The organism is Deinococcus sp. JMULE3, from assembly GCF_013337115.1.
Lineage (GTDB): Bacteria > Deinococcota > Deinococci > Deinococcales > Deinococcaceae > Deinococcus.
The window spans coordinates 1,091,337-1,106,775 of record NZ_SGWE01000004.1 but is presented as its reverse complement, the minus strand read 5'-3'; the positions used below and the strand labels follow the sequence as shown (position 1 = coordinate 1,106,775).

At 69.5% G+C, this 15,439-nt stretch carries 14 protein-coding genes; 9 read left to right on the top strand and 5 right to left on the bottom strand.

The window, feature by feature from the left end; translation table 11 throughout:
- Positions 1-23 precede the first annotated feature (23 nt).
- The 8 genes from nuoG (at position 24) to EXW95_RS08230 (ending at position 9,797) form a co-directional block, all read left to right on the top strand.
- Complete coding sequence (nuoG, locus tag EXW95_RS08265; RefSeq protein ID WP_174367046.1) at positions 24-2,195, top strand: NADH-quinone oxidoreductase subunit NuoG; 2,172 nt, start codon at positions 24-26, stop codon at positions 2,193-2,195.
- Positions 2,195-3,352, top strand: coding sequence for an NADH-quinone oxidoreductase subunit NuoH (nuoH, locus tag EXW95_RS08260; protein WP_174367045.1), 1,158 nt, complete (start codon positions 2,195-2,197; stop codon positions 3,350-3,352). The genes nuoG and nuoH overlap by 1 nt, the downstream gene beginning before the upstream one ends.
- Positions 3,353-3,385: 33 nt before the next feature.
- The gene (gene nuoI, locus EXW95_RS08255) at positions 3,386-3,922 is read left to right on the top strand and encodes an NADH-quinone oxidoreductase subunit NuoI (protein ID WP_174367044.1); all 537 of its coding nucleotides are present in this window, start codon (positions 3,386-3,388) and stop codon (positions 3,920-3,922) included.
- 115 nt (positions 3,923-4,037) lie between these two features.
- Positions 4,038-4,658 carry an NADH-quinone oxidoreductase subunit J gene (locus tag EXW95_RS08250; RefSeq protein WP_174367043.1) on the top strand — a complete coding sequence of 207 codons (621 nt, stop codon included), beginning with the start codon at positions 4,038-4,040 and terminating at the stop codon, positions 4,656-4,658.
- Positions 4,658-4,960 (top strand): NADH-quinone oxidoreductase subunit NuoK, encoded by a 303-nt coding sequence (gene nuoK / locus EXW95_RS08245; protein WP_174367042.1) that lies wholly within the window; start codon positions 4,658-4,660, stop codon positions 4,958-4,960. Before EXW95_RS08250 ends, nuoK begins: the two co-directional genes overlap by 1 nt.
- A gap of 10 nt (positions 4,961-4,970) precedes the next feature.
- A complete protein-coding gene (gene nuoL / locus EXW95_RS08240; protein ID WP_371809974.1) occupies positions 4,971-6,905 on the top strand; it encodes an NADH-quinone oxidoreductase subunit L in 1,935 nt (644 codons plus the stop codon).
- Positions 6,902-8,347: an NADH-quinone oxidoreductase subunit M gene (locus EXW95_RS08235; protein ID WP_174367041.1), complete on the top strand. Its 1,446-nt coding sequence runs from the start codon at positions 6,902-6,904 to the stop codon at positions 8,345-8,347. The genes nuoL and EXW95_RS08235 overlap by 4 nt, the downstream gene beginning before the upstream one ends.
- Before the next feature lies 1 nt (position 8,348).
- On the top strand, positions 8,349-9,797 hold the full coding sequence (locus tag EXW95_RS08230) for an NADH-quinone oxidoreductase subunit N (protein WP_174367040.1): 1,449 nt from the start codon (positions 8,349-8,351) through the stop codon (positions 9,795-9,797).
- 62 nt (positions 9,798-9,859) lie between these two features.
- Here EXW95_RS08230 and EXW95_RS08225 read toward each other — a convergent pair whose 3' ends face one another.
- Entirely contained in the window at positions 9,860-10,423 is a 564-nt protein-coding gene (locus EXW95_RS08225; RefSeq protein WP_174367039.1) for a cysteine hydrolase family protein, read from the bottom strand.
- Between the two features lie 68 nt (positions 10,424-10,491).
- Between EXW95_RS08225 and EXW95_RS08220 the strand changes: the two genes are divergently transcribed.
- Positions 10,492-11,499: a transposase family protein gene (locus EXW95_RS08220; RefSeq protein ID WP_174368799.1), complete on the top strand. Its 1,008-nt coding sequence runs from the start codon at positions 10,492-10,494 to the stop codon at positions 11,497-11,499.
- A 72-nt stretch (positions 11,500-11,571) separates the two neighbouring features.
- Here the strand turns inward: EXW95_RS08220 and EXW95_RS08215 are convergent, their stop codons facing one another.
- From EXW95_RS08215 to EXW95_RS08200, 4 genes are all read right to left on the bottom strand, one after another.
- On the bottom strand, positions 11,572-11,766 hold the full coding sequence (locus EXW95_RS08215) for a hypothetical protein (protein ID WP_174367038.1): 195 nt from the start codon (positions 11,764-11,766) through the stop codon (positions 11,572-11,574).
- A gap of 221 nt (positions 11,767-11,987) precedes the next feature.
- Complete coding sequence (locus tag EXW95_RS08210) at positions 11,988-12,329, bottom strand: helix-turn-helix transcriptional regulator (RefSeq protein ID WP_160329904.1); 342 nt, start codon at positions 12,327-12,329, stop codon at positions 11,988-11,990.
- 79 nt (positions 12,330-12,408) lie between these two features.
- Positions 12,409-13,875, bottom strand: coding sequence for a CHASE2 domain-containing protein (locus EXW95_RS08205; RefSeq protein WP_174367037.1), 1,467 nt, complete (start codon positions 13,873-13,875; stop codon positions 12,409-12,411).
- Positions 13,859-15,376: a FecR domain-containing protein gene (locus tag EXW95_RS08200; protein ID WP_174367036.1), complete on the bottom strand. Its 1,518-nt coding sequence runs from the start codon at positions 15,374-15,376 to the stop codon at positions 13,859-13,861. The genes EXW95_RS08205 and EXW95_RS08200 overlap by 17 nt, the downstream gene beginning before the upstream one ends.
- Positions 15,377-15,439: the final 63 nt, after the last annotated feature.

Below are 15,439 nucleotides of genomic sequence, written 5' to 3'. Positions count from 1 at the left end.
AACACCCGCCGTGAGGTGCGGAAATGAAAGTTCATGTGGATGGAATCGAAGTCGAACTCCCGGCAGGCACCAGCGCGATTGACGCGGTGTTCTCGGCGGGGGGGGACGTGCCGTACTTCTGCGCGCACAAGTACCTCTCGCCGGTGGGCGCGTGCCGCATGTGCCTCGTGGAGTCGGGCTCGCCCCGGAAGAATCCGGACGGATCGTTCGTGATGGAAGGGGAGGGGGACGCGGCCACGCCGAAGATCTTCTGGTTCCCCAAACCGATGGCGTCCTGCACGATGCAGGCGACCGAGGGGATGCACATCCGCACCGCGAAGACGAGTGAGGTCGTGGCGAAGGCGCAGGCGGGCATGATGGAGTTCACGCTCCTGAACCACCCGCTGGACTGCCCCACCTGCGACAAGGGCGGCGCGTGCGAGCTGCAGGACCGCGCGTTCGAGTACGGGTACGGCGCGAGCCGCTTCGGCTTCGACCGCCGCCACGCGGAGAAGCACTACCCGCTGTCTGATTTCGTGATTCTGGATCAGGAGCGCTGCATTCACTGCAAGCGCTGCGTGCGGTACTTCGAGGAGGTGCCGGGCCAGGAGGTGCTGGACTTCATCGAGCGGGGCGGGCACACCTTCATCGACACGCAGGAGGGCGGGCTGCCCACGGGCTTCAGCGGGAACATCACGGACATCTGCCCGGTGGGGGCGTTGCTGGACAACGTGGCGCGCTTCCGGGGCCGCAACTGGGAGTACGACCACACGCCCACCACCTGCACGCTGTGCCCGGTGGGGTGCAGCATCACGGTGGACGCCCGTAACGGCCGCCTGGAACGCATCGTGGCGGGCGAGAACCGTGACGTGAACGAGGCGTGGATCTGCGACGCGGGCCGCTTCGGGCACCCGTTCGCCAGCGAGGAACGCCTGACCACCCCCCTGATCCGCGACGAGGACGGCGCGCTGGTCCCCGCCACCTGGGACGAGGCGATCACCGCGATCAACCGTGGGCTGCTGGGCCTGCCGCTGGCGGACCTGGGCCTGTTCGTCGGCGCGGACGCCACGCTGGAGGAGGGCGCGGCGCTGGCGGCGCTGGCGGACGCACTGAACGCCCGGCACGTGGATCACTTCCCGCGTCACTCGGTGTTCATCGCGCCGACCGCCACGCTGACGGACGTGGCGACCGCCGACGCGGTCGTCGTGCTGGGCGCGGACCTGGGCGAGGAGGCGCCGGTGCTGGAACTGCGCATCCTGGAGATGCTGCGCGGCGGCCTGCTCCCCGCCGAGTTCGCGCACGGCACCGCCATTGCCGACCTGCGCCTCGTGGAGCGCCCCGCCCGGAAGCCCGAGCGGCTGGCCGTGATCGGCGGCGAGTCGCGCCTGTGGGGGCACGCCGGGCACCGCGTCAGCGCGAACGGCGAGAACGCCCTGACCCGCCTCGCCCACCCGGACACCGAGGACCTGAAGGCCGTACGCGCCCTGCTGGACAGTGCCGAACGGCCCGTGCTGATCCTGGGCGCGGACGCCCTGCGCGGCGCGAGCGGCTCGGCGGCGGCGCTGCTGGCCGACCTCGCGTCACGCACCGGGGCGAAGGTCATCGCGATTCCCGCCGGGCCGAACAGCACCGGTCTGGCCGCGCTGAACCTCGTGCCCCGCACCGGCGGGATGGGCCTTGAACGCCTGGGCGAGGTGCCCGCCGCGTTCATCAGCCGTCTGGACCCCGGCACGCGCGCGGGTGGCTTCACGGTCGTGCATGACACGCACCTGACCGCCACAGCCCAGCAGGCCGACGTGGTGCTGCCCGCCGTCACGAACTACGAGAAGCGCGGCACCGTCCAGAACCTGGAAGGGCGCCTGCTGCCCCTGAACCCCGCCGCGATCCAGAGCGGCGAGGCGGCCGACCTGATCCGCACCCTGACCGCCCTGGCCGAGGCGCTGGGCGTGAAGGCCCCCGCGCGCGGGCAGCGCGGCGCGCAGACCCTGCTGACCGAACGGGTCGGCGTGAACACTGCCGGGATCCAGGCGGGCGGCGCGCTGCACACCTTCGCCCGCACGTTCGTGGCCCCCGCCGCGCCCCACACGCCGAAACTCTGGACCGAGCGCATGCGCTCCCGTGACCGCGACTGGGTGGAGCGCATCCACGACCTCGTGGAGGGCGGCTGGACGCTGCCGGTCGCGCCAGCGGCACCTCAACCCGGAGGGGACGACTGATGCCCGACTGGCTCGCCACACTCCTGATCTCGCTGCTCAAGGCCGTGCTGGTCGTCCTGGGCCTGCTGACCACCTTCGCGTACATGACCCTGATCGAGCGGCGCCTGCTGGGCCGCATGCAGCTGCGCCCCGGCCCGAACCGCGTGGGCCCCATGGGCCTGCTGCAACCCGCCGCGGACGCCATCAAGAGCATCTTCAAGGAGGACGTCACCGTCACCCTGGCCGACAAGCTGGTGTACACCCTGGCGCCCATCATCGCGATCGGCATGGCCCTGACCGCCTTCGGGGGCCTGCCCGCCGGACCCGCCGGGAGCCTCTTCGGCGAGAACCCCTGGGTGTACAACCTCGACACCGGCATCCTCGCGCTGCTGGCGCTGACCAGCATGGGCGTGTACGGCATCTTCCTGGGCGGCTGGGCGTCCGGCAGCAAGTACCCGATCCTCGGCGGACTGCGGTCAAGCGCGCAGATGATCAGCTACGAACTCGGCATGGGCCTGAGCCTGCTGGGCCTGCTGATGATCGTCGGCACCACCTCCTTCCACGGCATCGTCGGCTGGCAGGCGCAGAACGGCTGGATGATCCTCTTCCAGTCGCTGGGCTTCGTGCTGTTCCTCATCTCGTCCTTCGCGGAGACGAACCGCACGCCCTTCGACCTGCCGGAAGCCGAGCAGGAGATCGTCGCCGGGTACCTCACCGAGTACAGCGCGATCAAGTGGGCGCTGTTCCAGATGGCCGAGTACGTGAACATGATCACCGCGTCCGCCGTCATGGCAACTTTGTTCTTCGGCGGCTGGAAAGGCCCACAGTTCCTCAACGCCCTGATTCCCGGCGTCAGCGACTGGCCGCTGGTCTGGCTGATCGTGAAGATCGCGTTCTTCCTGTTCCTGTTCATCTGGGTCCGCGCCACCCTTCCCCGCCTGCGCTACGACCAGCTGATGCGCTTCGGCTGGAAACTCGTGCTGCCCCTGGCGCTGGCCAACACCGTCATGACCGCCGCGTTCCTCGCGTTCCGCGGCTCCGGCGGCCTGTGGTTCCTGGGCGTCCTCAGCCTCGCGGGTGTGCTCGCACTGCTCGTCATGAGCGACCGCGTGCGCGTCCTGTGGAACCAGCCCAGCATCCGCCCCGAAGGCGACATCGTCCGCGCCGGAGGCGACTGATGCCCTCCACCTACCCCACCAAAGGAGCCAACCATGGGCGTTCTTGAGATTGCCAAGGGCATGGGCGTCACGCTGGGGAAACTGTTCCAGAAACCCGTGACCGTCAGTTACCCCGAACAGCGCGCGACGCTGCAACCCCGTTTCCGTGGGCGGCACGTCCTGACCCGCCACCCCGGCACGAATCTGGAGAAGTGCATCGGCTGCAGCCTGTGCGCCGCCGCCTGCCCCGCCTACGCCATCTACGTGGAAGCCGCCGAGAACGACCCCGCCGCGCCCGTGTCGCCCGGCGAGCGGTACGCGAAGGTGTACGAGATCAACATGCTGCGCTGCATCTTCTGCGGCATGTGCGAGGAAGCCTGCCCCACCGGCGCGGTCGTCATGGGCAACGAGTTCGAGATGGCCGACTACCGCTACCGCGACTTCGTGTACGCCAAGGAAGACATGCTCGTCGGCGTGACCGGCAGCATTCCGCAGCGCCGCGAGGCCGAACGCAAGGGCAAACCCGTCCGCCTGGGCTTCCAGCTCGAAGGGCAGCCCCGCGCGGAACTGGAAGGAGTGAAGTACCCGTGAGAGTCGATGGTCGATGGTTGAAAGTTGATGGTTGTCCTGCGCCCCGCGCCCCGCGCCCGGTGTCCCTCCCACTGCCCACTTCCTACTTCCCACAACCCGTGGCCGGAGGCCGCCCATGATGCTGGCGTTCATCCTGCTGGGCGCGCTGGCGATCGTGGGTGGGGTGATCACGATTGCTGCGAGGAACGCGGTGCATGCGGCGCTGGGGCTGGTGGGGACGCTGCTGTGCGTGGCGGGTCTGTTCGCTACGTTGAACGCGTCGTTCCTGGCGGCGACGCAGGTGATCGTGTACGCGGGCGCGGTGATGGTGCTGTTCCTGTTCGTGATCATGCTGCTGAACGCGAACCAGCCGGTCACGTCGCGTGACCCGGTGCCGTACGTGCGGGAACTCGCCGGGATCGGCGGGACCCTGCTGGCCGGGGCGTTCGTGGTGCTGGCCTTCACGTACAAGGACCCGCGCCCGCTGGCCGAGAGTGCCGAGGCGCTGCGGGGCGGGTCCGCGCTGGTGATGGGGGAGACCCTCCTGACGCGGTTCCTGCTGCCGTTCGAGGCGGTGAGCATCCTGCTGCTCGTGGCGATCGTGGGCGCGGTGGCGCTCGTGCAGCGCCCGGCGGCGCAGCCGGACGGCGTGCCGGACGAGCTGGAGGAACCGGTGGTTGCCGCGCGTGAGGAGCGGGTCGCCGCGCCGCGTGGGGCCGCCCCGGCCCTCATGAGTGAAGGGGAGGTGCGTGCCTGATGGTGCCCACCACCTTCTACCTGGGCCTGTCCGGGATTCTGTTCGCGCTGGGCATGGTGGGCGTGCTGACGCGCCGCACGGCGATCATGGTGTTCCTGTCGGTGGAACTGATGCTGAACGCCGCGAACCTCGCGCTGGTGGCGTTCGCGCGGTCGTGGGGCGACCCGACCGGGCAGACGGCCGTGTTCATCGTGATGACGCTGGCCGCCGCCGAGGTGGCGATCGGGCTGGCGATCATCGTCGCGATCTTCCGTAAACGCGAGACCACGAACGTGGACGATCTCGCGGCATTGAAAGGCTGAGTGGCAACCTGTGGATAGTCTTCCTGCTCTGTACCTGCTGCCGCTGCTGCCCCTGCTGGGCTTCACGATCCTGATGATCCTGCCTCGCCTGAGGCCCCGCTGGTTTGCCGGTAAGACCGGTGGCTGGCTGGCGACCGGGATGGTCGGCGCGGCGTTCGTCATCGCCGTCATCCGTTACCTGAACCAGGGCGCGCCCGCCCATGAGGTGCTGTGGCCGTGGCTGCCGAACATGGCGCTGAACGCGAACCTGTCGGTGGGCTTCTGGCTCGATCAGCTCTCGGCCCTGATGGCGCTGATCATCACGGGCGTGGGCTTCCTGATTCACCTGTACTCGATCTCGTACATGGGGCACGACCCGAAGTTCACGCGGTTCTTCGCGTTCCTGAACTTCTTCGTGGCGATGATGCTGATCCTGGTGCTGGCCGACTCGTACCCGCTGATGTTTGTCGGCTGGGAGGGGGTGGGCATGGCGTCGTACCTGCTGATCGGCTTCTGGTTCAGTGGCCGGAACAGCGAGGCGAGTGACGCGCAGGTGCGTGCCGCCAGCGACGCCGAGGCGGTCAGCAACTCCAACGCGGCGCGCAAGGCGTTCATCATGAACCGCATCGGGGACCTGGGCTTCATGCTGGGCATGTTCCTGCTGTTCAAGCTGTACGGCACCCTGAGCATCCCCGAACTCGCCGAGCGGGTCGAGGGCGCGCAGGTCGCGCAGGCGGGCATCGAACTCGCGTGCCTGTTCCTGCTCGTCGGCGCGGTCGGCAAGAGCGGTCAGCTGCCCCTGACGACCTGGCTGCCGGACGCCATGGCGGGCCCCACGCCCGTCTCCGCGCTGATCCACGCGGCGACCATGGTCACAGCCGGGGTGTACCTCGTGGCGCGCAGCCACTTCCTGTACGACCTCGCGCCGAACGCCAGCCTGTGGGTCGCGTGGGTGGGCGGCCTGACCGCGCTGTACGGCGCGCTGTCCGCGCTGAACCAGTCGGACATCAAGAAGATCCTGGCGTACTCCACCGTGTCGCAGCTGGGCTACATGTTCCTCGCGGTGGGCCTGCACTCGTACTCGGCGGGCGTGTTCCACCTGCTCACGCACGCGTTCTTCAAGGCGCTGCTGTTCCTCGCGGCGGGCGCCGTGATCCACGCGCTGCACGAGGAGCAGGACGTGCGCAAGATGGGCGGCCTGCACAAATTCATGCCGTTCACGCACCTCGTGTCCGTGGCGGGTGTGCTGGCGATCGCCGGGATTCCCATCTGGAGCGGCTTCTTCAGCAAGGACGCGATCCTGGCCGCCGCGTACGAGCAGAGCCTCCCGCTGTACCTGATCGGACTGGGCGTGGCGCTGCTGACCGCGTTCTACATGGGCCGCTGGTACTTCCTGGTGTGGCGCGGCGCGTACCGCGGGCACGGCCACCCGCACGAGGCGGACACCCTCACGAAGATCCCGCTGGGCGTGCTGGCCGCGCTGGCGACCCTGGCGGGCTTCCTGAACATCCCCACGTTCCTGGGCGGCAAGCACGCTTTCGACAACTACATCGGCCGGGCGATCCCGCTGCACGCGCACGAGATTCCCGCCAGCACCGAGTGGATGCTGACCGTCTTCGCCGTCCTCGCGGGCGTGCTGGGGCTGGGCTGGGCATTCCTGGCGCACCGCCGCGGCGCCCTGGCGACCGGGCCGCTGGGTGAACTCAGCCGCAACAGCCTGTACCTCGACGCGCTGTACGACAACGTCGTCTCGGCCCCCAGCCGCGCCATCGCGGGCGCGCTGGACACCGTGGACCGCGGCACCGACGACGCCCTGAATGGCGTCGCCCGCAACGCCAGCGGCCCCGGCGGGCTGTTCACGCTGTGGCAGAGCGGCTTCGTCCGCGCCTACGCCGTCAGCATGCTGCTCGGCACCGCCGCCATCATCGGCTACTGGGCCCTCAAGACCATCGGGAGCGGCGCATGAACTCCTTCACCGACTGGCTCCCCACCCTCATGATCTTCCTGCCCCTCGCGGGCAGCCTGCTGCTGCTCGTCACGCCGAAAACCTTCCGGGACGAGGTGGCGGGCTTCATCGCCGCCCTGACCCTCGGCGCGGGCCTCGCCATCTGGCGCGGCGGCGGCTCGGAGCTGTTCCGCTGGGACTGGATTCCCCCGCTGGGCATCACGTACTCCGTGCAGCTGGGCGGCGTGAGCCTCGCCCTGGCCCTGGTCACGGCGCTGATGTCGTTCATCGCGATCCTGTACGCCGCGCGCCGCATCCCCAACCCCGGCCCGATGCTCTCGCTGATCCTGGCCATGGAGACGGGCCTGATCGGCATCTTCGCCGCGCAGGACCTGATGCTGTTCTACGTGTTCTTCGAGGACGCCCTGATCCCGGCCCTCCTGATGCTCGCCATGTACGGCAAGTCGGGGCGCATGGCGGCCCTGGTGAAATTCGCCGCGTACACGCTGTTCGGCAGCCTGCTGATGCTCGTCAGCATCATCGGCGTGCGCTACCTGGGCGGCAGCCCCAGCTTCGCCATGACCGACCTGAAACAGAACCTCGTGACCGGCAGCGCGCAGACGTGGCTGTACCTGGGCTTCCTGGCCGCCATGGCCGTCAAGCTGCCGCTGTGGCCGCTGCACGCGTGGCTGCCGGACTTCCACGAGCAGAACCACGACAGCGGCGTGCCCGACGTCATGGGCACCCTGTACAAGGTCGGCGGGTACGGCATCTTCACCTTCGCCATCCCGCTGTTCCCCGACGCCAGCCTGGAACTGCGTCCCATCCTGATGGGCCTCGCGGCCTTCACCGCGCTGTACGCCGCGTGGATCGCGTTCCGGCAGACCGACTGGAAACGCCTGCTGGCCTACGCGGGCCTCAGCCACATGGGCTTCGTCGCGCTGGGCGTATTCTCCCTGAACGAGACGGCCGTGATCGGCGCGATGTACCTCCTGGCCTTCCAGAACCTCTACACCGGCGCGCTGTTCCTGTCGGTGGGCATGCTGCAGGAACGCATCGGTAGCCTGGAGACCCGTGTGGGCGGCGTCATGACCCAGGCGGGCGCGCTGGGCGGCCTGACCATGGCCCTGTGGTTCGCCAGCATCGCCGTCCCAGGACTGGCGGGCTTCATCGGCGAGTTCAGCATCCTGCTCGGCGCGTACCAGGTCGAGCCGTGGCTGACGTTCATCGCGGGCATCACGACCATCGCCGCCGCCGCGTACGCCCTGACCGCCTTCCAGCACACCTTCTGGCAGGCGCGGCCCGCCGGGTCCGTCACCGTGCGTGACCTCGTGCACACCGAGTGGCTGATCCTGGGCATCCCGCTGGCGATCCTGGTGCTGTTCGGCGTGTACTCCACCCCCGCCCTGAACCTGATGCAGCCCGCCGTGCGCGCCGTCCTGAGCGCCCTGGGAGGCAACTGACATGCTCCAGCCGCCCGATGTGAAACTCCTGCCCCTGCTGCCCGTCCTGCTCATTCTGGCCGGGGCGATCAGCAGCACCCTGCTGGGCTTCTGGGTCCAGCGCCGCACCCTGACGTTCATCAACATCGGCGCCGTGGTCGCCTCGGCGGTCAGTCTCGGCGTGCTGTGGAACCGCGACCTGTCCGCCTTCGGCGGCAGCCTGCGCGCCGACCACGCCGCGCTGCTGCTGGGCTTCGTGATCCTCGCCGGGACCCTCATGACGCTGCTCGTCACGCTGGACACCGCGTGGCGCGCCCGCGTGTCCTTCCCCGAATTCGACGCGATGCTCATGTACGCCGTCACCGGCTGCCTGCTGATCGCCTTCAGTGGCGACCTGATCGTCATGCTGATCGGCCTGGAAATCATGAGCCTCAGCTCCTACGTGCTGGCCACCCTGCAGGGTTCGCGCCGCGCCGAGGAAAGCGGCCTGAAGTACTTCCTGCTCGGCGCCGCCGGAAGTGCCGTGCTGATCTACGGCCTGGCGTTCGTGTACGGCGCGACCGGCAGCCTGAACTACGCCGTCATTGCCGAGAAGACGAGCACCCTGAACCCCGACAACGTGGGCATCCTGGTCGGCGGGGCGCTGCTGATGCTGTGCGGCTTCGGCTTCAAGGTCGCCCTGGCCCCCTTCCACCAGTGGACGCCTGACGTGTACGGCGGCGCGCCCACCAGCGTCAGCCTGTTCCTGAGCACCGTCGTGAAGGTCGCCGCGTTCGCCGGGATGCTGCGCGTCTTTTCCGGCGCGCTGGAGAACGTCCCCGGCTGGCACTCGGTCCTGGCGGTCCTGATCGCCGCGACGCTGATCATCGGGAACCTCGCCGCGCTGCGCCAACTGAACTTCAAACGCATGCTGGCCTACTCGGCGGTCGCGCACACGGGCTTCCTGGGCATGGCGCTGCTCGGCACGCCCGCCGCGGGCGGCGCGGCCCTCGGGTACTACCTGCTCGTGTACACCCTGATGACCGCCGCCGCGCTCGCCATCGTCGCCGCCCTGCAGCGCAGCGAGGAGGGCTTCAGCATCACCGACATGCGCGGCCTGTACTACCGCCATCCCGGCTACGCCGTCGCGCTGGCCGTGTGCCTCGCCTCGCTGGCGGGCCTGCCGCCCTTCGCGGGCTTCTTCGGGAAGTACCTGGTGTTCCAGGCGGCCTTCCAGAACGGCTACGCGTGGATCAGCATCCTCGCCGCGCTCACTAGCGTCGCCGCCCTCGTGTACTACCTGCGGCCCGCCATGCTGATGTTCATGCCCGACCGCACCCCCGCCCGCGAACACGGCCTCGGCCAGCGGCCCCCCACCACCCTGGCCGTCGCGCTGGGTGTGGCGGGCGTCACGGTGCTGGGTCTGCTGCCGAACCTCTGGTACGCGTTCGTGGCGCACCCCGACATCTGGGCGATGCTCGCCGGACGCTGAACGGAAACGCCAGACGAGGAGGCCCGACCTGATCCCGGTCGGGCCTCCTTCTGCCGCCCCCGTCAGGCAGGAGCGCGCAGGTCGTCCAGCAGTCCGGCGGTCGTGACGACCTTGGCGAACTCGCCGTGCAGGCTGGCGAGGTGCGCGGCGTGCAGCTGCGCCGCCGGGTGGAGGGTACCGTCCGGGCCGACCCGGTCGAAGGTGGCGGTGGCGTCCCCGACCAGCCGCACGCGGTAGCCGAGGTTCCCGGCCATGCGGGTGGAGGTGGACACGCAGTGGTCGGTGGTCAGGCCCGCGATCACGAGGTCCTGCGCCCGCAGCGCCTGCAGTCGTGCGTGCAGGTCGGTGCCGATGAACGCGCTGTTCACGTGCTTCTGCACGGTCGCCTCGCCGGGTCGGGGGGCGGTGGCGGGCAGGAACTCCACGCCGGGCTGCCCGGGCCGCAGGGGCGAGTCAGGTTCACGCGAGACGTGCTGTACGTGAATCACGGGCCAGCCGTGTTCGCGCCACGCGCCGAGCAGCCGCGCGGCGTTCGCCTCCGCGTGCGGATTGTTGCGCGGGCCCCAGCGGGGATCGGTGAATCCCTGTTGCAGGTCGATGAGCAGCAGCGTGGGCGGGGTGGACATGGGACTTCCTCCGGTGGACTTCAAGACCTGTTGCGCAGTAGAGGTCGGAGCAGGTAGGTTCAAGGGTGTTGCGGCTTGAGAAGCTGAAATCCAGGGGGCGGTCCTTTGAACGGCTGGTGGGGTTGAGTCCTGCCGAGTTTGACCAGCTGCTGATTGAACTGGAGCCCTTGTGGGAACGGAGTCATCACCGCTCCCTTTCCCGCGCCGGACGGGTCCGGCGCATCGGAGCGGGCAACACCTTCAAGCTCGACCTCAGCCAGCGACTGCTGGTCACGCTGCTCTATCTGCGACAGTACTTCACCATGCATGTTCTGGGCATCCTGTTCGATCTGGACGCGGCGAACATCTGCCGGAACATCCATGCCCTGCTGCCGGTCCTGGAGCAGGCGTTGCCTGCTCCCCTCCGTCCCCGGACGCTCCAGGCCGAGCCGGATGAGGCTCCTGGAGGGGCGAGCAGGAACCCGAGGAAAATACGCTCTCTGGAGGAGTTTCTGGAGATCTTCCCCGAACTGACCGACGTGATCGTGGATGGGACTGAGCAACCTCGCGGGCAGCCGAAAGTGAAGAAGGGGGAGAACCCCGGCAAGAAGGCGGTCGGGCGGCCCAAGGACAAGAAGCGCTTTTACAGCGTCAAGAAAAGGACCCATACCCTGAAAACCCAGGTGGCGGTGACGCCCGAAGGACAGATCGTGCACCTCAGTGCGACCGCCAGCGGTCGCACCCACGACATGAAGGTGCTGCGACGTTCCCGACTGATGAACCGACTGCCCAGGCACGTCCGGGTGTGGGGAGACCGGGGCTATACCGGAATGGAGAAGGTCTATCCGGACTGGGAAACCATCGTGCCCGCCAAACGACCGAAGAACGGCGAGTTGAGCAAGGAGCAACGTGAGCTGAATCGGCTGATCTCCAAGGTGCGGATCAGCGCTGAGAATGCCATCGGCCGCATCAAGAAATTTCGCGTCTGCAAGGAGTTTTTCAGGAATCGGACCTCACAGCACGGCGTGATGTGGGGGTGTGTCGCCGGACTCGTCAATCTCCGTTGGCAACGCCGCCACCACCTCTGCACGCCCTGAGCGTAGGGACAGATCAGTGGGGAGCCGCGAATCGGCTCCCCACTGATCCTTCAACTACTGCGCAACAGGTCTTCAGCAGCAGGCGGGCGCGGAGGGCCGGTCGAGCTGATCGGCCAGTCGGCGCAGGCGGGCGGCCAGCGCAGCGCGCAGGGTGGGACGCTGCGGCTGGGTGGCGCGCAGCTGCCGTTCCAGGGCCAGCTGGTCGCGGACCTGTTCGTACTGGGCGGTGCGGGCGTCGACGACTTCCTTCAGGTGCAGGTCGTGCATACGGTCCTCCGGAGGATGAGAGGGACTTCGATGGAATGGCTGATGAAGCCGTTCCATCCGAGCGGATGCGAGTGGGAGAAAAGAGGGTTCCGGGCGTGGAGTGGACGGATCGGTGGTGTTCCGATCTGTTCGGGACGCGGTCGGGGTGTGGCGGGGCGGCTGCGCGCCGTGGGCGGGCAGGTCAGCGGGGTCGCGGGGGCCAGGGGGAACGCGCGGGGCGTTCAGGGCAGGTCGGGTTCGGTGCAGGGGGTCGCGAGCGGTTCGAAGAAGGTGGTCAGGTCGCGGAAGCCGTCGGGGTTGAGGCTGTAGTAGACCTTGGTGCCTTTCTTCTCGGAGGTGATCAGGCCGACCTCGATCAGGACCTTCATGTGGTGGCTGATGGTGGGCTGCGTGAGGCCCAGGGTGGCGGAGATGCTGATCGGGGGGGTGCTGCCGGCGTCCGGGCGTGCCTGGGGGTGGTCGGGGTCCGACTGGCCGATGAGCTGCACGATGCGCAGGCGGGTGGGGTCGCCCAGGGCGCGCAGGCGGCTCAGGAGCAGGTCGAACGGGGGTCCATCAGGCACACCCATAGATTGCCATCTATATAGGTGGTTGTCAATATAGATGGCGGTCTAAGTCATCTGGACGATGCACCACTCCTCACTACCCCCGCTGTTCCCGCTGGTACTTCACGCGGTAACGGCTGCGACTGGCGGCCTCGACCAGATCCACCGGCGTCTGGATGTCCTCGCCGGTCCGCGCCGCGCCGACGCTGGCCCGCAGCGGCAGGTCGCGGTAACTGATGCGGTCCAGGGACTCCTGCACGCGCCGCGCGACATCGGTGATCTCGTGCGCGCTGGCCTGATCGAGCAGCACCGCGAACTCGTCGGGGCCCCAGCGGAAGATCAGGTCGCCCCGGCGCCGCTGCTGCATGATCCGCCCGGACAGGTCGCGCAGCAGTTCATCCCCGGCGTGCGGGCCGTACACCTCGTTCACCTTCCGGAAGCCGCTGAGGTCCACGAGCAGCAGGCCCAGCGGGCGGGTCTGCCGGGTCGCCCAGCGCTGCTCCAGGGCGCGCGTGAACGCCACGCGGTTCCCGAAACCGGTCAGCGGGTCGCGCAGCGCCAGGGTCCGGAGGTTCCACCAGCGTTCCGCCGCGACGAGCGCCGTGCCGATGATCGCGGCCAGGGACAGGGTCACGCCGGGCAGCAGGATGTTGCCCAGCCACAGGGGCGCGGCGGCCAGCAGCGCGGCCATCGCCAGCGCGAAGCCCCACAGGCCGCGCGCGAGGACCGCCGCGACGGCGATGACGGCCGACAGCAGCGCGATCAGCCAGGTGGGCAGCGTCGTGAAGGGCGGGCTGAGCAGGCTGGACACGGCCCGCAGCTGCAGTTCCGTGCCGGGCACCGTCTGACCGGTCACGTCGCGGACCGTGCCGGGGGCGGTCCCGCTGGCGGTCAGGCCGATCAGGACGATCTTGCCCTGCAGGTCCCCGTAGCGGACGTTCCCACTGACGACGTCCCGGAACGGAATGACCGGCAGGCGGTCCTGGTCGGGCGCGGCGTAGCGCAGCAGGCGCGGCTGGGTGCTGAGGTCCACGTTCCTCCCGGCGGCGACCGCCAGTTGACGCGCGAAGCTGGGCTGCAGGTCCCCGGCGGCGTCCGGGTACGCCGTCTGGAACGAGCGGACGATCCCGTCGCGGCTGACGTTCAGGGCGCTGATCCCGGTCGGGGAGCGCCACTCGGGGCTGGCAAGCAGGGTGGATTCGCCGGGCGCGGTGGCCAGCACGACGTTGGCGCGGCTGAACGCGTCCTTCAGGCGGGCGTCGTTCTGGGTGGGGTCGGTCAGGAGCACGTCGATGCCGACGGCGGTCGCGCCGGCCTGCTCCAGGGTGCGCAGCGCCTGCCCGTACAGTTCGCGCGGCCAGCTGCCGATGCGCCCGTAATCACGCAGGGACGCGTCGTCAATGCCGACCAGGACCACGCGCCGGTCGGTGGGGGCGGGCAGCGCGCGGTTCAGCGCGTCGCTCAGCCGGGGGTTGGCGGGCATCAGCAGCGCCAGCAGTGCGGCGAGCAGCGCCGCGACGGGCGCGGTGATCAGGGCCAGGGACCGCTCAGCGGAGCGTGACATCTCGCTCGTTTCCTGCGGCGTCGCGGACGGTCACGTGGACCGGCGCGGCCGTGTCGGGAAGGGGCAGCGCCCACGCGAGGGGCTGGCCGGGCGTGACCGTGCGGGCGTACGTGCGGGTGCCGATCCTGGTGGTGAGGATCACCCCGGCGTTGACGTTGTCGGTGACGACGCCGCTCAGGAGCAGCAGGTGGCCGCGGCGCTCGGCGCGCAGGTCTGCCTGGGGGGCGCTGCGGTCCACGGTGACGGTCACGGCGCGCGTCAGGGTCTGCCCGAACCGTTCGGCGGTCACCGCGACCGGGTAGGTGCCCTCGGGCAGCGTGGCGCTCAGGCGGAAGCTGCTGCCGTCGGCGCTGAGCGGGACGCGCTGCCCGGCCACCTGCGCGCTCAGGGTCGCGTCGGGGAGGCTGCGGGCATTCAGGATCAGTTCACTCAGGGTCAGGGGCGCGCGGGGCAGCGTGAGACTCAGCGGCTGGGCGCGTTCGGCGTCCCGCGCCTGATTGAAGCGGTCCGTGGCGTCGAGGACCAGCGTGCCGACGGTGCCCGTCTCGCTGCGCTGCTGCCCGGCGCTGACCGCCTGGTCGGCGTTGCTGGGCAGCGCCACCTGACCCTCGAAGACCTTCACGAGGCCAGCCGCGTCCACGCGGAAGACCGTGCCGCGCACGGCGGTACTCACGACCGGCGTGTCGATCCGGTACCCGCCCTGGCCCTTCTCCACGACGTTCCAGGCGGTGCCACGCGCGAGTTTCAGCAGGACCTCGCGGCCCCGTTCGGTGCGGTCCACGCTCAGGACGCTCAGTTCACTCTGCTCGTTCAGCCGCAGGTACCCGCCGCCGGTGAAGCCGACCTCGGCCCACGCGCCCTGGCCGGTACTCAGGACCGCGCCGGGCTCCAGGGTGTCGCCGCTCGCGGCGCCGCGCACCTGCCCGGCGCGGTTCAGTTGCACGGCGCCGCGCGTGGCCTGCACGGTGGCGCTGCCCTCACCCCGGAACTGCGCGGCGTACCACGGGTCGGTCTCGCGGAAGGCGCTCAGGGCGGCGCTGCGCAGGTCGAGTTGCTGCCCGCCCCGGACGGTCACGACCCGGCCACTCAGGTCGGCGCGGACCTGCCCGGTGATGACCGCGACGCGCCGCACCGGACCGTCGAGGTCCACGCGCAGGCTGCCCGCGCCGTCCATCACGAGGTGCTGACCCTGGACGTGCACGGCGACCGGGCCGCGCAGGTAGAAGCGGCCCTGCAGCAGGTCGGCCTCGTCGCGGTAGCGGCGCAGGCGTGAGGCGCTGCCGACCGTGATCCGCCCGGCGCCGTCGTGCAGTTCGGCGCGGCCCGCACCGGTCCGCAGGCCCAGCGTCACCTCGCCACTGCCGGGCGCCCAGGTGCCGCCGGGCTGCTGGAGTTCCACGCGGCCCTGCGTGCCCTGCACGGTGGGGGCCGCCAGGGCGGACGCGCTGCACAGCAGGGCGAGTGACAGGAGGTGGTGGACGGGAGCCGCGCGGAACATCATCTGATCTTCAGTCTAAGAGAGAAACCTGACATTTTTCATAACGGGTCCGGCCCTGGAGAGGGC